This is a genomic window from Methylocaldum sp. GT1TLB (genome assembly GCF_051027445.1).
Taxonomy (GTDB): domain Bacteria; phylum Pseudomonadota; class Gammaproteobacteria; order Methylococcales; family Methylococcaceae; genus Methylocaldum.
The window spans coordinates 4,580,625-4,602,327 of sequence record NZ_CP194898.1 but is presented as its reverse complement, the minus strand read 5'-3'; the positions used below and the strand labels follow the sequence as shown (position 1 = coordinate 4,602,327).

Here is a 21,703-nt window from a genome sequence, read left to right as displayed (position 1 = left end):
AGAGAGCGTTTTCCGAATCGGTGTAAGGGATTCGGATATGTAGGTCGGCAATCCCTTGCCGACGTATCGGCTCGGCGAAGGGCTTTGTCGGAAGGGCAGCTCTGGCGCGCCCAGAGACACCGTTTGCGATTGGAAGGGACCGACTAAAGGTCCGTTTGCGATTGGAAGGGACCGACTAAAGGTCCGTTTGCGATTGGAAGGGTGCGAGACGCGGGCCGGACACAAACGGCTTCCTCATTTGTTCGGGGTTTCCCTAGCTATCGGATGCTATTGTTCTCTATACTTTTCTGGACAGTTTTTACCCATTCATCAAGAGAATTCCTATGCGCCGCGTTATTTTCAATCAAAAGGGGGGCGTCGGTAAGTCCACGATTGCCTGCAATCTCGCCGCCATCAGCGCCGCCGAAGGCAAGAAAACCTTGGTTGTCGATCTCGATATCCAGGGCAACTCCACCCATTATTTGCTGGGCCAGAAGGTGGCCGATCCGGACGCCAGCATCGCCCACTTCTTCAAGGACACCTTAAGCCTGAACCTGTTCGGCAAGAGCCCGAACACCGGGCTGGATAGCGCCATACACGAAACGCCGTTCCCTAACCTCTATGTGGTGCCCTCGCATCCCGAATTGGAACCGCTGCAGAGCCGGCTCGAATCCCGTTATAAGATTTACAAGCTGCGCGAGGCGCTGGATGCTCTCGGCGAATTCGAGCGCATCTATATCGACACGCCGCCGGTACTCAACTTCTACAGCCGATCGGCCTTGATCGCCGCCCGGCGCTGCCTGATTCCCTTCGATTGCGACGCCTTTTCGCGGGAAGCGCTGTACAACCTGCTGGCCGTGATCGGCGAGATCAAGGCGGACCACAACGACGCGCTGGAAATCGAAGGCATCATCGTCAACCAGTTCCAGGGCCGCGCCAATTTGCCTCAGCAACTGGTCAACCAGCTGATCTCGGAAGGCCATCCGGTATTGCAGACCAAGCTTTCGCCCTCGGTGAAGGTGCGCGAATCCCATAGCGAATCCAAGCCGCTGATCCATTACGCGCCGGAGCACAAACTCTCCGAGGAATACAAGGCACTGCACCGGGAAATTCACGAGAGGCATCACTAAGGTTTTTCCATAGCCCCATGAGTACGCTCGCATTTCTCGATCGAATCGCGGAAGAAAAAATCCGGGAGGCCATCGCGCGCGGCGATTTGAACGATTTGCCCGGCGCCGGCAAACCCGTACCCGACGAAGAGGAACTGGCCCTGGTGCCTGCTGATCTGCGCATGGCGTACCGGGTTCTCAAGAACGCCGGCTATGTTCCCGAGGAAGTGCGTTTGCGGCGGGAGATCGAAGACGTCGGCCGACTGATCGAGCTGTGCGACGATTCATCGGCGCAATACCGGGAGGGTTTAAATCGGCTGCATCTGCTCGTGCAGCGGCTGGGAGAAATGCGCGGCGGCAACCTGGCGCTGCACGACCGTTATTACAAGCAGGTCGCCGAAAAATTCGGCGAGCGGCATACCGCTTCGAAACGCGATGAATAGCCTATAAGGACCAGAGCCGGTGCAAACGGAGGACATTCAAAAGGCGACCGAAGCCGCCCAACTTTTACGCGCACGGGCCTGGTTTCTCGGGACCCGCATCGATATTCGGGATCTGGAGCGCGGCAGTCGGCTCGCCGTGGGACCGCTGACCATGCTGGTGGGTCCAAGGGGTTACAGCCTCATTTTTCGCTTCGGCGTCGTCGTGCTCGTCGGTCTCACCCGATCCGAAGAAACGGAAATCCTCGAGCGCCTGGCACCGTCGGTCCAAAATCCGTTTGCGCACCCCGAATCGGACGAGGTAGACATCATCATCGATCCCGACCGGCCCGAGCGCTTCGATACAAATGGGCGATTGAGTCTTACCGAAGCGACTACGGGCCGACTGCAAGTCGTCGCCCACGTGCTGGCGAAAAGCTGCGTGCTGGGTTATTACGAACGCAGCGTCGGAGAGGTCTTCGACCGCGTCGAGCGGCTGGCGGAACGCCTGAGCCAGGGCCTAGGCCCCGCCCGGGACAAGAAAGAGATACTCAACGAAATCGGCAACGTCTTGTTGATTTTGACCCGGACCGTGGGCCGCGTCGAAGTCACCGAAAAGCCGGAAATCACCTGGGAAGACATCGAACTCGACCGCCTTTATGAGAGGCTGGCCTACGAATACGAACTGCGTGATCGGGATCTGGCGCTATCGCGCAAGCTGGAACTGATCTCCCGCACCGCCGAAACCTATCTGGACCTGGTCAACAGCCGCCAGACGCTCCGCGTGGAGTGGTACATCGTCATTCTCATCGTGATGGAAGTCATCCTGTCTCTGCACGAGAAGTTCTTCTGACCGTCCTGCCCCCGTTTTCCGATATTTCAGCGCGCGCAGGTTTTTTCCCGTACCTGCGTATATAGAGATATGAAAGCGTTTTCGCGAATTTCCCCGGTACCAATCTCTTTTGGTAGGTCGGCAATCCTTTGCCGATACATGCGTCGGCAAAGGATTGCCGACCTACGATGCTCGCCTATCGGGGACGCCGATCCACTCACCGCCGTTCCGATCGAATCGGCGTACCTAAACAGCAACTGGTCGTGAACGATTTGTCCTGCTCGATCATGACATCCGGAACCGGATTTCAGTCCCGCCGACAGGAGCAGAACGGCGATACCGCATCGATCCGCGACGAAATCCTCATGAGTCGGGTCGCTCAAGGCGATCACGACGCCTTTTCCTTACTGGTGCACCGCCACACGCCCCGAATGTATGCGCTGGCGCGGCGGATCAGCGGAGTATCGGCCGAGGCCGAGGAAGTTGTGCAGGAAGCCTTTCTGCGGGTTTGGGTAAACGCCGCGGCGTGGTCCCCGCAAAAGGGCACTTTCGCCGTCTGGTTGGGACGGATTGTCGTCAATCTGTGCATCGATCGCCGCCGCAGGGACCGATACGAGCCCTGGGGCGACGACGAACCGCTTATCCAAGCCGCAGATTTGGAATCCGTGCTGACTCAGCAACAGCAGGCCGAACAGATCGCCTCGGCGGTCGAGGAACTGCCGATGCGCCAGAGGAGCGCCCTGGTTCTGTGTTATTACGAGGGGTTCAGCAATGCCGAAGCCGCCGAAATTCTCGAGATCTCGGTGGGCGCTTTGCAAGCTTTGCTGGTCCGGGCGCGCCGCACACTACGCGAACGTCTGGCCCCATTGATCCGAACTTAGGAGGAGTCCGATGCTATTGACCCGCCTCAAACATCATTTCGCCGCCTTCGGCGCCGATACCCGGCGTTGGCCGACAAAGCCGCATGGGATCTGGCGCCGGCTGGCGGGCTCTTCGCACTTTCGAGCAGAACGCACCGAGGCCGAGCGCATCGACCGTCTGCTCGATCTCTGGCGCATCGAAACGCCATCCGAGCAGCTTGCGCAACATATCTGCCAACGAGCCCTCGCATTGCCGCAGCAGCCCGTTTCCGCTATCGCGCCGCCGACCGACATCGTCGTTTGGCCGTTTGCGTCGTATTGGCCGGGCGTGGCCACCTTCGGTCTCGCGCTCATCATGGGTTGTCTTTTGGGTTGGTACGGCGGAATCAACGGCACGACCTCCGAGGACTGGCTCAACACGGCTGCCCTTACCCCCATGCAAGAGGATTTCAGCGATCGATGAAGCCTTTCAGCTTGTCGTCCCGAACCACCGCCTGGATTCTTCTGGGCTCGCTCCTACTCAACGTGTTTCTGTCAGCCTGGCTCGGCGTCGGCACCTATAAACACACGCACCGGCGTCCGTGGTTGTCGATCGAATCTTTCGAAGAACGGTTCACGTCACGATTGCCGGAGCACGATGCCTCGACGTTCCGCAGCATCCTGGATGCGCAGCGGCCGGAACTCGTATCTCGCATCGAGGCGGTGCGCGCCTCCCGCGACGAGGTCAGACGGACGCTCCAAGCCGAGCCGTTCGACCGGCACCTTCTCGAAGCGGCATTGGAGCGGAGCGACCATGCTATGACCGCCCTGCAAACCACGCTGCACACGGTGATCTTGACGGCCGCGCCCGAATTATCGGGTGAGGGACGCCGGCGCTTGCTCGAAAAACCCGAACGCTAAGAACGCATGAATGCCAGACCACGCCCCGCGTCCGGGCTGAGATTCTTATTGTTGGCCGGCATGCTCTTGGCCGACGATTTGCCGGCGGCGGAACGTCCGCCGTTCCTCGAAGATCCCCTGGACACTCGCAAAGCCGTGGCTCCGACTCCGGCGCGATCGGTCCGGAAACCCGGACTGGGCGATCCCTGCCCGGCGGATGCACGCGCCGGCCAAGCCTGGTCCTTGCTCGAAATCATCGACCAGGCGCTTTGCCACAATCCGCAAACCCGCCAAGCCTGGGCGAACGCACGGGTTCAGGCGGCCCAGTTCGGCGTGGCGGAAGCCGCCTACCTCCCTACCGTCAACCTGAACACCACGGCCTCATACGGCCAGACCGGCTCCGGAAGCGTATCCCAAAGCCAATTGCAAGGCTTCCCCCTGGGAACGGGGGTTAGTGGCGGAACCTTCGGGGGCAGGGAACAATTCCGGATCACGCCCTCGGTAAGCCTCAACTATCTGCTGTTCGATTTCGGCGGCCGATCCGCGCGACTGGAAAATGCGCGGGCGGCGCTCGATGCCGCCAACTGGAGCCACGCATCGACGCTGCAGAACGTGCTATTCACCGCAGTGCAAGCGTATTACCAGTTGTTCGCGGCCCGCTCGGCGCTCGAAGCCACCGAAGCTTCCGAACGGTCCAGCGAGGAAGCATTCGAAGCGGCGGCATTTCGTTACGAGGTCGGCGCGGCAGCTCTCGCCGACAAGCTGCAAGCTCAAACCGCCTACGCGCAAGCCAAACTCAACCGCCAGAGAGCCACCGGCGACGCGCAGAATGCCTTGGGAGTTCTGGCCAACGCCATGGGCCTCAAGCCCCATGCGTCGTTGGACATCGAGCCGCCCGCCTTCATCGAGCCGGATGCGGAACGGGAACGCGACGTGCAAGCCTTGATCGAAGAAGCGAAAGCGTTGCGTCCGGATTTGGCTGCGGCCGAGGCCCAGGTCCGAGCGGCCGAGGCGAATGTAAGATCGGCGCGCTCGGGGAGCCTGCCGACTGTTTCGCTGGTGAGCAATTACGCCTACAGCGATTCCAGCATCTCGCAAAGCTTCCAAAGCTGGTCGGTCGGTCTGCAACTCAGCGTGCCGCTATTCACCGGATTCGCCAATACCTACCAGATTCGGAGCGCCGAGGAACAGGTATCGGTCCAGGAAGCCACCCGCGATCAATTGGATCAAACGATCGCTCTCGACGTGTGGCGCGCCTATTTCGATTTGAATACCACGCGGGAAACGCTGTCCAGCACGAACGATCTCTTGGCAAGCGCGACCCAGGCGGAAAAGGTAGCCTTGGGCCGTTATAAAGCCGGAGCGGGCAGCATTCTGGAACTTCTGAACGCCGAAGCCGATCTTGCCAATGCCCGCTTGCAGCACGTCCAGGCCCGCTATAACTGGCACATCGGCAAAGCCCGCCTCGCGCAGGCGATAGGCGCTCTGGATCCGACCGAGATCGGCGCCAGTTCGCGGGCGGTGGAAAAAAAGACCAATTTCCCTTAATCAAGGTTCATGATGTCGCGTTCGAAACTCTTCATCTTGTTGCTCATCTTGGCCCTGGTCGCCGGCGGATTCGTACTGTGGAACAAGAACCGGTATGCCGCCGATGCCTCCGCCTACCGCACGGCTCCGGTCGCCCGGGGCGATATCCAGCAAACCGTTTCCGCCAATGGAACCTTGAATCCCGTGGTGCTGGTCAACGTCGGCACCCAGGTGTCCGGTACGGTCCAGACGCTCCACGCCGACTTTAACGATCGAGTCCGCGAAGGCCAGGTGCTTGCCGAATTGGACCCGGCCCTGTTCCGCGCCCAGCTCGATCAGAGCCGCGCCAACGTGGCCAATGCCCGCGCATCTTTGCAGCTGGCGGAGGCCAACGAGCGGCGTGCTCGCGCCCTGTTCGGGCAGGACTATATCTCCCGCGCCGAATTGGATGCGGCGATACAGGCGTTGGGTGCGGCCAGGGCGCAAGTGGCCGCCGCCACCGCTCAGGTGCATCGCGACGAGACCAATCTGCGCTACAGCGTGATCGTCTCGCCGGTATCGGGCGTTGTGGTGTCGCGGAACGTGGATGTGGGCCAGACCGTAGCCGCGAGCTTCCAGACCCCTACCCTTTTCACCATCGCCCAGGACCTGAAGAAGATGCAGATCGACACCACGGTCGCCGAAGCGGACGTGGGCAAGGTGAGAGTCGGCCAAACCGTACATTTCGCGGTCGACGCGTTTCCGGGACGGGATTTCGTCGGAACCGTGCGCCAGATCCGTCTGAACTCGCAGGTTCTCCAAAACGTCGTGACCTATAACGTCGTAATCGATGTCGACAATCCTGACGAGATCCTGATGCCCGGCATGACGGCTTTCGTCACCATCGTCGTCGACGAGCGCAAGAATGTACTTAGGCTGCCGGTGGCCGCGCTACGCTACGAGCCGACGGAAGGCGCGGAAGACACGAAAACCCCCAAGCCCAAGGGGAAGGCGGTTTATCGCTTGGAAGAAGGAAATCCGGTGGCCGTCCCGGTGCGCACGGGAATCACCGACGGCAAGTTCGTGGAACTGGTCGAAGGCGATCTCAAGGAAGACGATCCGCTGGTCACCGAAGACCAGCGAAAAGACGCTGCCGATTCGGGCCGAGGCAGCGGCGGTACCGGCGGCTCCTTTAGGGTCAGGATGCATTAAGGGTATGCCTCCGTCACTCATCGAAGTCGTCGATCTGGTCAAGACATATCCTGTCGGCGATTCCGGAACCGTACCCGTGCTGCATCGTCTGAACTTCACGATCGATGCCGGCGAGTTCGTCGCCATCATGGGGCCTTCGGGCTCCGGCAAATCGACCTTGATGAACATCCTGGGCTGCCTCGACATTCCGAGCGACGGCCGTTACGTGTTGAACGGCACCGATACCGCCCGACTCGGGCCGGATGAACTGGCCGCATTGCGCAACCGCACCATCGGCTTCGTCTTCCAGGGCTTCAACCTGCTGCCCCGGAAGACGGTCGAGGACAATGTCGCGTTGCCGCTTCTCTATGCCGGCGTGGGACGCGAAGAGCGCGAGGCGCGCGCGCGGAAGCTGCTCGAAGCAGTGGGCCTCGGCCACCGTGTCGGCCATCGGCCGCCGCAACTCTCGGGCGGACAGCAACAGCGGGTAGCCATCGCCCGCGCTTTGGCCAATTCGCCGAAGCTGATTCTGGCGGACGAGCCCACCGGCAATCTGGACACCCATACCAGCGAAGAAATCATGGCTTTATTCGAACGACTCAATCGAAACGAGGGCCTGACCATCGTCCTGGTGACGCACGAGCCCGACGTGGCGCGCCATGCCCAGCGCCTGATTCATGTCGTGGACGGGCATATCGCCGAGGACGGTCCGGTGGAAGAGATTCTGGGAGGAGTACATTCATGATGTTCGGCACCCTACTGGAAGAAGCGCTGCAGGCGATGGGCGCCAACCGGCTGCGGAGCGCGCTCACCATGCTCGGCATGATCATCGGCGTCGGCGCCGTGGTGCTGATGATGGCGATCGGACAGGGCGCCCAGGCCATGGTGAGCGAAGCGATCGCCTCGATGGGCAGCAATCTTTTCATCATATTGACGGGCTCGTCGACCTCGGGCGGCGTGCGCATGGGCGGCGGAACCGTGCCCACCCTCACCGTCACCGATGCCCAGGCCATCGGCGAACTGCCCGAGATCGCCTCGGTCGCACCCGCCTATTCCAACATCGCGCAAGTGATCTACGGCCCCAACAACTGGGCGACTTCCATCATGGGCACCACCCCGGCCTATTTCGAAGTGCGCGACTGGCATCCGGTTTCCGGCACCGTCTTCACCGACAGCGACGTACGCTCGGCGACGCGGGTGATCGTGCTCGGGCAGACCGTCGTTCAAAACCTGTTCGGCAATGAGGACCCGGTCGGCAAGACGGTCCGCGTCAAGAACAGCCCGTTCCTCGTTGTCGGCGTCCTGGAACCCAAAGGGCAGAGTCTCGACGGACGCGATCAGGACGACACTTCGATGGTGCCCTTGACGACGGCGCAGCGCCAATTGTTCGGCAATCCGTTCCCGGGGATGGTCCGGTTCATCATGGCGAAAGCCCGCTCCAGCGAAGCGATGCCGCGCGCGGAGAAAAGCCTGATCGAACTCTTGCGCACCCGGCACCGCATCCGGCCGGGCCAGGAAGACGATTTCACGGTCCGCAACCTGACCGCCCTCGCCCAAACCGCCGCCGGAACCACCCGCACCATGTCGGTCATGCTGGGCGCCATTGCCTCGGTATCGCTCCTGGTGGGCGGCATCGGCATCATGAACATCATGCTGGTCTCGGTGACCGAACGGACCCGCGAAATCGGCATCCGCCTCGCCATCGGCGCGCGGCGGCAGGACATTCTGCTGCAATTCCTCCTGGAAGCCCTGATCATCTCCCTGGCCGGCAGCCTGATCGGCGCCGCCATCGGGTTCGCCGGGGCCTGGCTCGCCGCCAGCCTGGGCGGCATGACCGTGGTCGTCACCCTCTGGTCCATCCTGCTCGCCTTCACCGTCGCCGCGGCAGTGGGCATCTTCTTCGGGTTTTATCCCGCCCGCAAGGCGGCCGAACTTCGGCCGATCGAGGCGTTGCGGTATCAGTGATGAACGTGGGTAAACCGCCTTAATTTTCGCGATCTATAGTAGGACTAAGTTCAGTTACGTTTACCAACCGGAAAATCCATGAATTTCAGTATCGAACACGAGCAAGAAGAGGATGGCCGTTGGCTTGCCGAAGTTCCTGAATTGCCGGGCGTGCTCGCCTATGGCGCAAATGCCGAGGAGGCCATGGTCAAGGTTGAAGCTCTTGCCCTGCGCGTCATTGCCGAGCGCCTGGAACAAGGAGAAAGTCGCCCAATTCCGATTCATTTCTCGCTTGCTGCCAACGCATGAGTCAATGGCCGTTTTGCGGAACCCCAGCTTCACTCTGCGTTCGCGGCCTATAAAAACTGGGGCTTGTTTCTCTGACCCAGCCTACAGGCGAATCAGGGCTTTCCCACCAAGCAATCCGACAAGCCGCCAGCCTTCTTGATAAACCGCTCGTCGAATGTTTTCAGGGACGAATACCGCTCGCTATTCGTCAAGTGGAAAGCATCGGCGAAATCCAGACCGGCTTCGTGCCAGTTGATCACCCGCGCGACAAGCTGGGCATTGTTTACATGAACGTTTTTGAGCCCGAATAGCTTTTTGAATGCGGAGCAGATTTCCGCGGGTTTAAAGTCGTACGCATAACGCAGCACCCATTCGGTTTCCAGGATCACCGTATCGGGTATGAAGATCTCGGCCGTCCGGAAGAGCTGGTAGCTGGCCTGGTATTGAGCCTGATCGTCCCGGGTGAGAAGTCGTACGACAATATTGGTATCAATCGCTATCACGCCATTCCTTCCTTACGTGCTGGCGTATCGCTTGATCGATTTCTTCATCGCTCTTGGCTTTCCCTTCGAACCGCAAGCAGCCCGCAACCTCGTCGAGAACGGTTTCCTCGAAAGGCACTTTAGGTTTGAGCAGAATGCCGTCGCCAACCTCGATGGCAACCAGCTCCAGCCCTGCTTCCCAACCGTGGGCCGCTCGAAACCCTTTGGGAATGATCACTTGGCCTTTGCTCGAAAGTTTGGTGGTCTCCATGGTACATACCCAATGTAAGACAAACGTAAGATTTTGTGCTTAAGAACATCATCCGTCAATAAGCCAACGAAAAGAGATTCTTGCTTTTTGCTCCGATTGGACGAGTCAGTCCGTCATCCAGAATGCAACCGTGCAGAATCCGAGCTCAAACCGGCATCTGCAGACCTTGCGAATGTCGGTCTCGTTCGCCGCCGCACTCTACCGAAACGTTTTCCGGAGCTGAATCCTCCCACTCTACCCAGCTTGAACGCTTGTCAAGACAATGAGGCGCGGGCGTTCTGTCTTACTTTCAGCTGTAACACACGCCGGACAGGAAGCCACTTACGTCATGCGAACAGACCGAATCTGGACCTTGACAGGCATCTTTCAGAAGCGCACTGTTGGGTCAAATCCCACGCCCCCTGCTAATTTCCATGGATCGGAGAACATCATGAAGGAAGTGGCCTCCTGCAATGTTTTGATGATCTATCCGCGCTTCAAAGCGGAATCGTTCTGGAATTACCCCGAAGCCTGCGAATTGGTGGGCGCACGTTATCCGGCCGCTCCGCTTGGCTTGGTTACCGTAGCTTCATTGCTGCCTCGAGAATGGAATATCCGTCTCGTCAACCGGAACACCGAGGAGCTTAGCGACGAGGATATCGCCTGGTCCGATATGGTGATGACGGGGGGCATGATTACCCAGCAGCCCGATACGCTCGACTTGATCGAACGAGCCCACATCATGGGCACGCCCGTGGTCGTGGGCGGGCCGGATGCGACCTCGAGTCCGCACGTTTACCGTTCGGCGGACTTCCTGGTTCTCGGAGAAGCCGAGGGCATTATGCAGACGTTCGTGGATGCCTGGGAGAGTGGACAACGATCGGGGATGTTCACCGCCCCCAAGTTCCAGATCGATGTCACGAAGAGCCCGATCCCGCGTTTCGATTTGCTCAAATTCGAGCATTATCTTTACGTTGGTTTGCAGTTCTCACGGGGCTGTCCGTTCACCTGCGAGTTCTGCGACATCATCGAGCTTTACGGACGGGTGCCGCGCACCAAAACCGCGGCGCAGGTGTTCGCCGAACTCGATGCACTCTATTCAATGGGTTACCGGGGGCACGTCGATTTCGTGGACGACAACCTGATCGGCAACAAGAAGGTGGTAAAGGCGTTCCTGGCCGAACTCATAACCTGGCAGGAAGCCCATGACTTTCCTTTCGAATTCTCGACCGAAGCCTCGATCAATCTCGCCGAAGACACCGAGCTTCTCGAACTCATGAAACGGGCGAACTTCTTCCTCGTCTTCATCGGCATCGAGAGTCCGGACCCGGAGACTCTGATCGCGACCAAGAAAAGGCAGAACACCCGCCGCGACTTGGTCGAGAGCATCCACAAGATTTACTCCTACGGCATGATGGTTACTGCCGGGTTCATCGTCGGATTCGACAGCGAAAAGCACTCGATTGCCGATGCCATGGCGGATTTCATCGAGGCGGCGGCGATTCCGGTGTGCATGGTGGGGCTTCTTTATGCATTGCCGAATACACAGCTGACCCGGCGGCTACAGCGGGAGGGTCGCCTCCATCCGGGCCATGACATCATGCCGGACGTGGACGCCGGCGACCAATGCACCAGTGGTTTGAATTTCGACACCTTGCGCCCGCTCCGGGATGTGCTTGACGACTACCGGCGCATTCTCCAGCGCGTGTATGACCCGGTCGCCTACGTCGGACGGATCAATCGGCTGGTCAGCCTGCTGGACCGATCCGATCGTCCTCGCGACTTACCCAAAGGGGACGCCCGGCGAAAAGTCGGCGCCGTCGAAACGGTCAACAAGGTTTTCAACAAATTGCCGGAATTGCGCGACGCATTCTGGCAGACCTTCATGAACTGCGCCAAAACCAACCCGCAGGCCTTGCGTCTCGCTGTCAGTCTCATGGCGATGTACCTGCATCTCGGCCCGTATTCGCGTTACGTCATCGGCGCCATCGATCGTCGGATTGACGAACTCGACCGGGACACGAACCAAAACTGGCTTCGGTATCAATCCAGCATATCGGCCGAAGGCTGAGCCCGGCCTTGCAAGCCTTTCGCACGGGGCGACCAGGCCGGTTGTCATGGCTGTTGACTTAAGCAATTCCGCCCCCCTACACTTTAGTTTCGTCACGAAACTACATAACAACAAGACTTGCTGAGGAAACAACCATGCGCAACGTAAAATCCCTTACCTTGACCGTAGCTCTTGCGATCGCCGCCCATGCACCGGCCAGTCACGCGGACGGCTACTTTTCCGAGGTAGGCAATAAGTTCACGAGGGGATTTGCAAATCTGTTTACCGGGATTGGGGAAGTTCCGAAAAATATCGTAGGCGCAAGCAAGAAGACCAATCCCGTCGTCGGGAGCGCCGGCGGCTTGATCATGGGTACGCTGGACACGCTCGGCAGGACCGCATCCGGCGTTTTCGACGTCATCACCAGTCCGATTCCGACCAAGAGCCTGGTCGAACCGGCCTATGTGTGGGAGAACTTCGAAAAATCCACCTCCTATGGTGACGCTTATTTGTAATTCGTAAGCGTTTCGAACGATCCGTCGTCCGACTTCCAGCCAAGAGTCGCGGGATGTGGGTGAAAAACGAGCCACATCCCGCGAGCTTCACCGCCTCGCTCCGTCGCTCCTGATCGGCCACCGTTCCGCTCACCGAGGTACCGCCTTGCCGTCCGCCCTTTTACCCTTTGATATACTCCGGCGGCTCGGAGAAGCGGTCGATCCGCGCCCGCATTCGATAAGACGCAAACAGAGGAGGCGTTCATGCCCACAGTCGATTCCCTGCTGAAAACGGTTCGAGAGATCGAACCGATCATCCGCCAATATGCACCGGCGGCCGAACGCGAGCGCAAACTGGCAATACCGGTGGCGAAGGCGATGCAGGAGGCGGGCCTCTATCGATTGTGGCGGCCGAAGGCATTCGGCGGACTTGAGGTCGAGCCGATCTCTGCTTTTCGCGTAATAGAGGAAGTCTCCCGTATCGACAGTGCGGCGGGTTGGAATCTGCAAATCGCCGTTGCCCACGATATGTTCGCCCCATGGTTCGGCGACCAGGCCGCGCAGGAGATTTTTGGGTTCGAGGCAATTCCGGTCGGCTCCTTCAACCCTGCGCGCAAGGCCGTTCCGGTCGCGGGCGGCTATCGCATCTCGGGACGCACGACCTTCGTGAGCGGCGCGCACCATGCAACGGCCTTTCTCGGCTTTGCGAATATCTACGATGATGGCGAACTGCGCGTGGCCGCCGATGGCAATCCGGAAATGCTGTTGATCGCGGTTCCCGCGTCCGAAGCCGAAATCGTCGACAACTGGAACACGATGGGCATGCGCGGCAGCGGCAGCCATGATGTCGAGATGCGGGACGTATTCATCCCCGAGCACTGGGCCGCGCCATGGCGACCGTTAGAGAAACCGGGCAGCGCCTATCAGGGATCTCTTTACCGGCTGACGGTCTGGCCGGCGATCGCCGCCCTCGTCCCGCCGGCGCTCGGTATCGCACGCGCGGCCATCGATGAAGCGGTCGAGCTCATCACCCGAAAGACGCCCGCGTATGGAACGAAGACGCTCAAGAATCAGGCCGTCGTTCAATCACAGCTCGCACGAGCCGAAGCCAAACTCGGTGCCGGCCGACTCTATTTCTACCAGGCGTTCGAGGAAGCTTGGAAAGAAGCCGTCGCTGCGAGATCCGTCACGATAGAGCTCAAAGCCAAAATGCAACTCGCGATGACCCACGCCGTTCTCGAATCCGCGGCAGCGGTGGACCTCATCCACGAGATCGTGGGAGCCTCGGGAGTCCGAGAAGAATATGAGTTCTCGAAGCACTTCCGCGACATCCACGTCATCACCCAGCATGGCTTCATCAACGCGGGCAAGCTGGAGGCAGTCGGACAAATCATGCTCGGACTCGAACCCGAGTGGCCGTTTTTCCAGTTCTAGCGCCATTGCCGACATCAAGGGGCAACGCTCTCGGGACAAATCCCGAGCACGCCTGATATATTAGAATTTACTAATTAAATAACACCGGAGCATACGTATGGATCAGAGCATGGGCGAACTGATGAACCACACGGCCGACATGGGTCAGGCCCAGATGTTTTCGAAAGCCTGGTACAACGAATATTTTCGGCGTGCAGCCGAAAGCCCGACCCATTCGCGCTTCTGCGAGGCGGTTTACGGCCGGGACTTGTGCCAGCACGGCATGATGGACACGGACGAGATGGATTTCCTGGCTTCGCTGCTCAAGCCGGGTGAGAAGGTTCTGGAAGTCGGCTGCTCCAACGGATACATCACGGAGTATCTCCATCAGCGCACCGCCTGCACCATACGTGGAGTCGATTATTCGGATGTCGCCATCGCTCAGGCGCAACGCAGAACGCAGGGAAAAGCGCCCGCGCTGGATTTCCGATGCGTCGACCTGATCCACGACGAGCTCCCCGGCGGGGATTACGACGTCATCCTGGCGATCGATTCCATTTATTTCATGGGCGATTACGGTGCCACGCTGGCGAAGCTCAACGCCAAACTGGCCCCCGGCGGCCGGATGATCGTCGCCGCCTTTCAGGCAAAGGAAGAAAACGATCCCGACACGATCTTGCTCCCCGGTCACACGCGCATGGCCGAAACCTTACAAGGCTTGTCGTTCCGCTATACCCAGCATGACTTCACCGCAAACATCCGAAATCATTGGATAAAGAACTACGAGTTCTCCCGGACACTGCAACCCGAGTTCGCTGCCGAAGGAAACGAATTCCTTTGCGAAGCCCGTATGGCCGAAAACGGTTGGTTCAAGGACCATGCCGAACGGGGAACCTTGGTCCGGTTCCTGTACGTTATCGACCATAACCCGAATCTGGCACCACCCGGACTGCAAAGCACCCGATAATATGGTGCGGAATCGGTAAAGGGAGAAGCGAAAAAGTATAGTTGATGAAATTCCAATAGTATTTAAATATTCGTTTAAATACTAAATCACTAAGGTAAACACGGGCATAACAAACAGAAACTCGATCGAATTCGACGAGGTTAATTCCGTGTGAGCCATTACGGATTTAGGAGGCAATAGATCCCCTACCATTAGAACGAGACGAGTATTCGCCTCGCTTCCGGGACTTTTAAAGCACGATTGTTCAGGAAACTCGTTTCTTCAAAAAGGTGAACTGAGGATGCAGCGGCAATAAAGCCGCATTCCACGAATCTTGCCCCGCCGCGGGCAGTCCAAAACCAATTCCCGACGGTTTTGTGCTCACCCCGTCCCTGAGGCTCGTTCTTCGGACCGAACTCCGCACTTCCCAATTGACCAAAGCCGTCCCCGGCTTTGGCCCGCTGGGCAAACTTCGTTTGCCCCATTCGGCTCCCGACCGAATGGTTGCTCCTGGCAAATTTGTGGCGGACCAATCCGCCGGGAACGGATTTGCGCATTTTCCCAATGGGCGTAGGATAGTCCGGCGTGATTCCCTGCCGGCATGATGGCTTAACCTATTAATCAGGCCCGTAAATACCCTCCTGGTATTTCGGGCCGCCGCCCAGGCCGGTACACGCCCGGCCTGGGCTCACGCGGCTTGTCGCCGCGCCGGGGCGTCCCTGCCCCGGATTAACCCGGCCTATATTTATAGGCCGGGTTAATAAAGGCATTGCCTCGGATCTAGGGAAGGAAATGCACGCCGGCGACCCCGTCTTATCTTGAACAGCGCATCGCTAACGGTTAGCTCTTGCGGGCCAGCCCGTGATCCGGTGCGCCTGCCAATCGCGGGCTGAAGCCTACTCACAAGCGTATAGCCCATTTAGCATGGAAGCGGCCGCAAGCCGACAGAATTCATGCGGCTCATAGATATGCCGCACTTTTCAGTGTTCCGCTCGCGCCAAACCGCTTCCGGCTGATATTTAATGTCTGGTGGGATAAGGGATAAAAAGCACTGGCACAAACCAAGGGTTCGTTGTTTACAAAGGCCTTTTGCCTTGTCAGGCCAATTATCTTCAATATTTAGATGTCGTTTTTCGTAAGCCGGACTATTATTCATTTTTTTCAGGAGAGTTTCGAATCGTAGATCGTGTGACGGACTCGGGGGTTAAATCGGATTACCCTTAATGCCGAAAAAGCATTTCCGGGCCGACCTATAACAATACATTCATCATCCATAACGAGAAGGAGAATAATGATGACGATCTTATCCTTGACCTTTAAGGAAACCATGTCGGGGTATTTTGCTTTGGGGGCGAGCGATACCGCGGAAGGCGCGCAGCGGGGAAAACAGGACGGGACCACTCTGGCCATGCACGCGGAGGTCGGTATCGACGATTTGGACCGTTTCGTCAGCGATCCCGATCATTTAGGCTCTCTGAAAGGCACCATCGATTTCCCGCCGCTCGGCATGGGCATCGAGGCACCCACCGGGGTCTTCAACCTGTTCAAGCCCACCGACAACCCCGACATGACCTATATGGTCTACGAACTGGCCTTCCATAATCAGGGCGAAGACTACTACCTCGCCGGCCATAAAGACGTCAGGGACGATTCCGGTTTCGATCTGTGGTCCGACACCACGACCCTCTATACCACGCTGCATCGGGGCAAGGACAAGACCGGCCCGGTCATAGGCGCGGGCATTCTGACCTTGGGCATCAAACAGTTGGCCGACCTGTTGTCGACCATCGAAGTGCCGAACGCCGAAAACCTGGCTGAAAAGGCCGCCGCGGTCGAAAAGTTCGGCCGATTCTTCGCCGGCAAGCTGTGGGATGCCTACGTCATCCCGAAATTCGGTAGGCAGGTCTTCGACAAGAATGTCGACGACACTTTGCATTACGATGTGATCGTGATCGGCAGCGGCTTCGGCGGCGCGGTCACCGCCTGCCGTCTGGCGGAAAAAGGCATGAAGGTCTGCATTCTGGAACGCGGCCGCCGCTGGGATGTGAAGGATTATCCGCGCGGGCCGAAAGATGCTTGGTGGTGGTCCCACGAAGAACCCGAAAAGGACAACGGCTGGATCGACATCCGATTCTACAAGCACATGGCCGTAGCCCAGGGCTGCGGCGTCGGCGGCGGCTCGCTGATTTACGCGAATATCTTCGTCGAGGCCGAACCGTTCGCGTTCGAATCAGGCTGGCCGGCGGAAATCACTTACGACGCACTGAAGCCCTATTACGAAAAAACCGGCAAGATGCTCAACGTCCAGGAAGTGCCGGACAATCAATGGCCGCCGAAAATGAAGCTCATGAAAGAAGCGGCGGAAAATTGCGGCTATAGGGCGCGTTTTCGCAAAATGCCGCTGGCCGTCAATTTCGATCCCGAGTTCAGCTACGACAAGCCCGACGCCTTCGACGACAAGCACTCGAAATCGCACGTCAACGCATTCGGCCTGGAACAGGGGACCTGCGTTCACTGCGGCAATTGCGACATCGGCTGTCAGGTCAAGGCCCGCAACACACTGGACCTGAACTACATCCCTCTCGCCGAAAAGCACGGCGCGGAGGTCAAGCCCCTGCACCTGGTTCAGCGCATCACCCCCCTGCACGGCAACACAGGCTACCGGGTCGACTTCGACGTGATCGACACGAAGAAGAAAAAACTGGTTCCCGGCCATTTGAACGCAAAGAAAGTGATCGTCGCGGCCGGTACCATGGGCAGCAACGAGCTTTTGCTGCGCTGCCGCGATCAGTACGGCACCCTGCCCGAGCTGAGCCCGATGCTCGGCGTCGGCTGGAGTTCCAACGGCGATTTTCTGACTCCGGCAATTTATGAGAACCGCCAAATTTCGCCGACCCGCGGCCCCACCATCACCAGCGCCATCGATTTCCTGGACGGCTTTTTCCGTAAACAACGCTTCTGGGTGCAGGATGGCGGTTTCCCCAACCTGCTCAAGGATTCCCTTCAGGATTTGAGCAAGGATCACCACTTTGGCCATTTCTTCTCGGTTCTGAAATCCCTCAACAAAGGCAGCGATCCGCTGTCTGCGGTCATGCCCTGGTTCGGCCAGGCGGTCGACGCCTCGGACGGTGTGCTGAAACTTTCCCGCAGCTGGATTCCGCCGTTCCGCCACAAGATGGACCTGGAATGGAACATCAAGAAATCGGAGGGCGCGGTTCAGGCGCTGATCGACATGCACAAGACGCTGTCGGAAGCCACCGGGGGCACGGCCATCGTCCCGGCGACCTGGGAAATCCTAAAAGATCTCATTACGCCGCATCCTTTGGGGGGTTGCCGCATGGGCACCAGCATCGCCGACGGCGTGGTCGACCACAAGGGCGAGGTATTCGGCTATCCGGGGCTGTACGTAGCCGACGGTGCCATCATTCCGAGGGCGGTGGGCCTCAACCCGTCCCGCACGATTGCCGCGCTGGCCGAACGCATCGCGGATTTCATCCAACCCTGAACCCCGCCTTCGGGGAAGGAGCGTCCCATGTCTTTGACGGAACGCATCGTACCGTTCACGGCCGGCGACGGGCTGGCCCTCAACCTCATCAACGTCCGCTCGGCGGACCGGGCTCCCACGCGGGAGCCCGTCATCGTGGTGCATGGCGCCGGGGTGCGAGCGAACATTTTCCGCGCGCCCGGACAGCCCACCGTCGTCGATGCGCTGGTGGAAGCCGGATATGACGTCTGGCTGGAAAATTGGCGCGCCAGCATCGACTTCCCTCCCAACGAATGGACTCTGGATCACGCCGCCCTCTACGACCACCCTCACGCGGTGCGCAAGATCCTGGAAGAGACCGGGCAGCGGAAAGTCAAGGCCATCATCCACTGCCAAGGCTCGACCACTTTTACCATGTCCGCTATCGCCGGACTGGTGCCGGAAGTCACCACCATCGTCAGCAACGCCGTGTCGCTGCATCCGGTGGTCCCGGACTGGTCGGAATTCAAGCTGAATTTCGCCGTGCCCGTGGTCAACGCACTAACCCCTTACGTCAATCCGCATTGGGGCGTCGAGGCGCCGACCCTGATCGCCAAAACCATTACCGGCCTGGTGAAGCTGGTCCACCACGAGTGCGACAGCACCGTGTGCAAGATGGTCAGCTTCACCTACGGCAGCGGATTTCCCGCACTGTGGCGGCACGAAAACCTGACCGACCTGGTCCACGAGGATTGGATCAATCAGGAGTTCGGCAACGTGCCGCTACGCTTTTTCAAGCAAATGGCCCGTTGCGTCAAAAAAGGCAACCTGGTCTCGGTCGACGGCCTGCCGGATTTGCCGTCGGATTTCGCCGCTTCACCGCCGAAAACCGACGCGCGCTTCGTATTCTTCGCCGGCGAGAAGAACCGCTGTTTCCTGCCGGAAAGCCAGAGAAAATCCTGGCAATACTTCGACGCGCTGCGGCCGGGTTTTCACGCGCTGCACGTGCTGCCCGAATACAGCCATTTGGATGTTTTCATGGGCAAGAACGCCGCCACCGACGTATTTCCTCTAATGATTCAAGAACTAGCCAAATAACGAACAACAACAAGGTAATCACAATGGGTATTCCAAAACGCATCAAAGCCATCTCGGGGCAACACTCCCTGGTCGACAACATCCCTTTCCAACTGCCCGTTCAATGTGCGCCCTCGCCCGTCCTCATGGCGGTCTTTCCGATCAACCCGGACAAGGCGAAGGCTCTGCTGCCGGCGGAAGTCCATCCGCTGCGGGTGGGCAGCAAGGGCTTTTTGGTCGTCACCGTCATCAATTATCTCGGCACCAATATCGGCACCTACGTCGAATACAGCATAGGCATCGCCTGCACCCATGGCCTGAAACCCGCGCCGTCGCTGTTGCCGCTGCTGTTCATGAACTGGTTCGGCAGCGGGCAGTACGTGGTCGACTTGCCGGTATCCACCAAGATTTCGGTAAAGGGCGGCAAGGGAATCTGGGGCATGCCGAAACATCAGGCCAACCTCGATTTCAAGATCGGCGACGACACCGTCAGCAGCCAGTACGATCTCGACGGCAAACTGGTGACCTATATCGAAATCGGCCGGCCCTCGTCTACGCCCCTCCCGCTGAACATGAACACGGTCAATTACTGCGCGTTCCGCGGCATGCTGATGAAGTCCTACATCTATTTCCAGGGTAAAGCGGGCCTATGCCTGTTCAACTGGGCCAAAGCCCGACTGGTGCTGGGCGACCATCCGCGTGCGGAACCCTTGAAAACCCTGGAAATCGCAGACAAGCCGCTGATGACGGCGTTCATCCCCAATGCCGTTGGCACTCTGGACGATCATATGGATTGCTGGTTCTTGCACCAAGACCAGCCGCCGACGACCGCACCCGAGGGTATGGAAAGCGTCATCAACCTGCCCCTGGACGAAACCTGGCCGCCCGCCCCCACCGCTCCCATCGTCGGACAGACCTTCGGCAACCTGAACTGCTGAGGAGGCCGGCCATGAACTCAGCCAACACGGTTCCGCTAACCGCCCCCTTGAAGTCCGGACAGCCGAAACGGGCACTGGTCCTTCCGGGCGGCGGTCTTCGATTGTCTTATCAGGCGGGCATCCTGCTCGCTCTGGAAGAGGCGGGCCTGGAGTTTCAATACTTCGACGGCACGTCCGGCGGCAGCCTGAACATGTCCATGCTGCTGTCCGGACTGAAGCCGGCCGAAATCTGCCAGCGCTGGCGCACGCTCAATCTCAAGGACACCATCGCCTTCCTGCCGCTCAAGGATTATCTGAATGTGGAAAACCTGGAAGGACTGGGGGATTCGAAAGGGTTTCGCACCAAAGTGCTGCCACATTTCGGCATCGATACCGCCCGTATCCGCGCCGTCGACTCGCTCTCCGCCAGCTATAACGTCCTGGATTACGCGAACAAGGCGGTCAAGGTGATATCCCACCGGGACATCGACGAAGACATGATCATTGCCGGCATGTCCCTGCCCGGCGTTTTTCCCCCGGTGCGGAAGGACGGCGGCATCTACCTGGATACCGGCTTCGTGCAGGACGCGAACCTGACGGAAACGGTGAAAAACGGCGCGGAGGAAATCTGGGTCTTGTGGGGTTTGGGCAATACCGGCACCTATCGGGGCGGCCCCTTGCATCTGTACGTCCAGATGCTGGAAATGAGCGCCAACGCCGCCCTGAACAGCCAGTTGGAGGCCGTCCGAGAGATCAACCGGCGGATCGAACACGGCGACAGCCCCTACGGCCAAACCCGTGCGATCCGGGTTCATGTCGTCAAGCCGGAATATCCCTTGCCGCTCGACCCGGACCTATATCTCGGCAAGATCGACCACGCCACTTTGATCGAAATGGGCTATGCCGACGGAAAATCCTATCTGCGCGCGATACCCGGAACGACCGCCGAAGCGCAGAGCAATCCCTCGCGCATGAAAGATCCCGTGCCCGGAATCCGCTTCCGGAAGTGTTTTCAGGGAAAAATCTCCTTGGCGCAGCAACCGGAATCGAAACAGGATTTGAAGATCGAGCTGTGCATCCACATCGCCGATCTCGAGGCTTTTCTCGCCGATCCCGAGCACGCCGCGCGGATCACCGGCCATCTGAGCAGCCCCGCTTTCGGGCCGATGGTGTTGCTCGCCGATAGCCGCTTTTCCCTGACCAGCCTGCCGAATCGAACCCGGCGCATCGGTTACGAACTCCGCTTCGAGAGCGAAAACCGGCGTTACGGGCTAGTTGCGGAGCAGATTCTGCACGACGATCCGGGTCCCGACATGTGGCGGGATTTGTCCACCGTTTCCGCGCACCTGTTTGCGGCGGACGGGAGTCCGCTCGGCACCGGAACGCTGTGCTTGTCGATGGGCGGCGTCAAGGATTGGCTCGGCGGCATCCGGGCGACGGAAACCCAAACCGTGACCGACGAACTCAAGGTCGTCGCCCGCTTCGCCCGGTTCGTTCTCGGCGAATTGTACGACGTGTACGGATAGCCCCGAACCGCTCCGCCCGCGCCAGGGAAAGCCAGGGCCATCCCTCAGGGACTGAAAACGAATAACAACAAACCCCGG

Annotated in this window: 22 protein-coding genes; 19 read left to right on the top strand and 3 right to left on the bottom strand. The window is 59.1% G+C overall.

Annotated features, from left to right (window positions below; all coding sequences use genetic code 11):
• The first annotated feature begins 323 nt into the window (after nt 1-323).
• The 11 genes from ACR2R1_RS20260 to ACR2R1_RS20210 all read left to right on the top strand — a co-directional run bounded on the left by ACR2R1_RS20260 (nt 324) and on the right by ACR2R1_RS20210 (nt 9,028).
• Complete coding sequence (locus ACR2R1_RS20260; RefSeq protein ID WP_077727856.1) at nt 324-1,109, top strand: ParA family protein; 786 nt, start codon at nt 324-326, stop codon at nt 1,107-1,109.
• A gap of 17 nt (nt 1,110-1,126) precedes the next feature.
• Entirely contained in the window at nt 1,127-1,531 is a 405-nt protein-coding gene (locus ACR2R1_RS20255; protein WP_077727855.1) for a DUF1992 domain-containing protein, read from the top strand.
• Nucleotides 1,532-1,550: 19 nt separating this feature from the next.
• Nucleotides 1,551-2,360 (top strand): RMD1 family protein, encoded by an 810-nt coding sequence (locus ACR2R1_RS20250; protein ID WP_240502348.1) that lies wholly within the window; start codon nt 1,551-1,553, stop codon nt 2,358-2,360.
• A gap of 167 nt (nt 2,361-2,527) precedes the next feature.
• A complete protein-coding gene (locus ACR2R1_RS20245) occupies nt 2,528-3,220 on the top strand; it encodes a sigma-70 family RNA polymerase sigma factor (protein ID WP_434111673.1) in 693 nt (230 codons plus the stop codon).
• Between the two features lie 10 nt (nt 3,221-3,230).
• Entirely contained in the window at nt 3,231-3,662 is a 432-nt protein-coding gene (locus ACR2R1_RS20240) for a hypothetical protein (protein WP_434111671.1), read from the top strand.
• The gene (locus ACR2R1_RS20235; protein WP_077727853.1) at nt 3,659-4,099 is read left to right on the top strand and encodes a periplasmic heavy metal sensor; all 441 of its coding nucleotides are present in this window, start codon (nt 3,659-3,661) and stop codon (nt 4,097-4,099) included. The genes ACR2R1_RS20240 and ACR2R1_RS20235 overlap by 4 nt, the downstream gene beginning before the upstream one ends.
• 6 nt (nt 4,100-4,105) lie before the next feature.
• On the top strand, nt 4,106-5,626 hold the full coding sequence (locus ACR2R1_RS20230) for a TolC family protein (RefSeq protein WP_086134955.1): 1,521 nt from the start codon (nt 4,106-4,108) through the stop codon (nt 5,624-5,626).
• Nucleotides 5,627-5,662: 36 nt separating this feature from the next.
• Complete coding sequence (locus ACR2R1_RS20225) at nt 5,663-6,796, top strand: efflux RND transporter periplasmic adaptor subunit (protein WP_434111669.1); 1,134 nt, start codon at nt 5,663-5,665, stop codon at nt 6,794-6,796.
• 4 nt (nt 6,797-6,800) lie between these two features.
• The gene (locus tag ACR2R1_RS20220; RefSeq protein ID WP_156879626.1) at nt 6,801-7,520 is read left to right on the top strand and encodes an ABC transporter ATP-binding protein; all 720 of its coding nucleotides are present in this window, start codon (nt 6,801-6,803) and stop codon (nt 7,518-7,520) included.
• Nucleotides 7,517-8,740 carry an ABC transporter permease gene (locus tag ACR2R1_RS20215; RefSeq protein WP_205781123.1) on the top strand — a complete coding sequence of 408 codons (1,224 nt, stop codon included), beginning with the start codon at nt 7,517-7,519 and terminating at the stop codon, nt 8,738-8,740. Before ACR2R1_RS20220 ends, ACR2R1_RS20215 begins: the two co-directional genes overlap by 4 nt.
• Nucleotides 8,741-8,818: 78 nt before the next feature.
• A complete protein-coding gene (locus ACR2R1_RS20210; protein ID WP_133716742.1) occupies nt 8,819-9,028 on the top strand; it encodes a type II toxin-antitoxin system HicB family antitoxin in 210 nt (69 codons plus the stop codon).
• Between the two features lie 92 nt (nt 9,029-9,120).
• On the opposite strand, the gene ACR2R1_RS20205 is transcribed toward ACR2R1_RS20210, so the two are convergent.
• Nucleotides 9,121-9,510 carry a type II toxin-antitoxin system VapC family toxin gene (locus tag ACR2R1_RS20205; RefSeq protein WP_434111666.1) on the bottom strand — a complete coding sequence of 130 codons (390 nt, stop codon included), beginning with the start codon at nt 9,508-9,510 and terminating at the stop codon, nt 9,121-9,123.
• Nucleotides 9,497-9,760, bottom strand: coding sequence for an AbrB/MazE/SpoVT family DNA-binding domain-containing protein (locus tag ACR2R1_RS20200; RefSeq protein WP_086134957.1), 264 nt, complete (start codon nt 9,758-9,760; stop codon nt 9,497-9,499). Before ACR2R1_RS20200 ends, ACR2R1_RS20205 begins: the two co-directional genes overlap by 14 nt.
• Nucleotides 9,761-10,190: 430 nt before the next feature.
• Between ACR2R1_RS20200 and ACR2R1_RS20195 the strand changes: the two genes are divergently transcribed.
• The 4 genes from ACR2R1_RS20195 to ACR2R1_RS20180 all read left to right on the top strand — a co-directional run bounded on the left by ACR2R1_RS20195 (nt 10,191) and on the right by ACR2R1_RS20180 (nt 14,663).
• Nucleotides 10,191-11,810 carry a B12-binding domain-containing radical SAM protein gene (locus ACR2R1_RS20195; RefSeq protein WP_156879627.1) on the top strand — a complete coding sequence of 540 codons (1,620 nt, stop codon included), beginning with the start codon at nt 10,191-10,193 and terminating at the stop codon, nt 11,808-11,810.
• 134 nt (nt 11,811-11,944) lie between these two features.
• Nucleotides 11,945-12,304 carry an exosortase system-associated protein, TIGR04073 family gene (locus ACR2R1_RS20190; protein ID WP_434111664.1) on the top strand — a complete coding sequence of 120 codons (360 nt, stop codon included), beginning with the start codon at nt 11,945-11,947 and terminating at the stop codon, nt 12,302-12,304.
• A 243-nt stretch (nt 12,305-12,547) separates the two neighbouring features.
• The gene (locus tag ACR2R1_RS20185; RefSeq protein WP_347258690.1) at nt 12,548-13,717 is read left to right on the top strand and encodes an acyl-CoA dehydrogenase family protein; all 1,170 of its coding nucleotides are present in this window, start codon (nt 12,548-12,550) and stop codon (nt 13,715-13,717) included.
• A gap of 97 nt (nt 13,718-13,814) precedes the next feature.
• Complete coding sequence (locus ACR2R1_RS20180; protein WP_434111662.1) at nt 13,815-14,663, top strand: class I SAM-dependent methyltransferase; 849 nt, start codon at nt 13,815-13,817, stop codon at nt 14,661-14,663.
• 191 nt (nt 14,664-14,854) lie between these two features.
• Here ACR2R1_RS20180 and ACR2R1_RS20175 read toward each other — a convergent pair whose 3' ends face one another.
• Nucleotides 14,855-15,127, bottom strand: a complete 273-nt coding sequence (locus tag ACR2R1_RS20175; RefSeq protein ID WP_434111660.1) for a hypothetical protein — start codon at nt 15,125-15,127, stop codon at nt 14,855-14,857.
• 806 nt (nt 15,128-15,933) lie between these two features.
• Between ACR2R1_RS20175 and ACR2R1_RS20170 the strand changes: the two genes are divergently transcribed.
• From ACR2R1_RS20170 to ACR2R1_RS20155, 4 genes are read left to right on the top strand one after another with little or no spacing between them, the layout of a single operon-like run.
• The gene (locus ACR2R1_RS20170) at nt 15,934-18,147 is read left to right on the top strand and encodes a GMC family oxidoreductase (RefSeq protein ID WP_208110058.1); all 2,214 of its coding nucleotides are present in this window, start codon (nt 15,934-15,936) and stop codon (nt 18,145-18,147) included.
• Between the two features lie 27 nt (nt 18,148-18,174).
• Nucleotides 18,175-19,203, top strand: a complete 1,029-nt coding sequence (locus ACR2R1_RS20165) for an esterase/lipase family protein (protein WP_077732755.1) — start codon at nt 18,175-18,177, stop codon at nt 19,201-19,203.
• A gap of 23 nt (nt 19,204-19,226) precedes the next feature.
• Complete coding sequence (locus ACR2R1_RS20160) at nt 19,227-20,120, top strand: acetoacetate decarboxylase family protein (RefSeq protein ID WP_156879630.1); 894 nt, start codon at nt 19,227-19,229, stop codon at nt 20,118-20,120.
• Between the two features lie 11 nt (nt 20,121-20,131).
• On the top strand, nt 20,132-21,625 hold the full coding sequence (locus tag ACR2R1_RS20155) for a patatin-like phospholipase family protein (protein ID WP_156879631.1): 1,494 nt from the start codon (nt 20,132-20,134) through the stop codon (nt 21,623-21,625).
• The last annotated feature ends 78 nt before the right edge of the window (nt 21,626-21,703 follow it).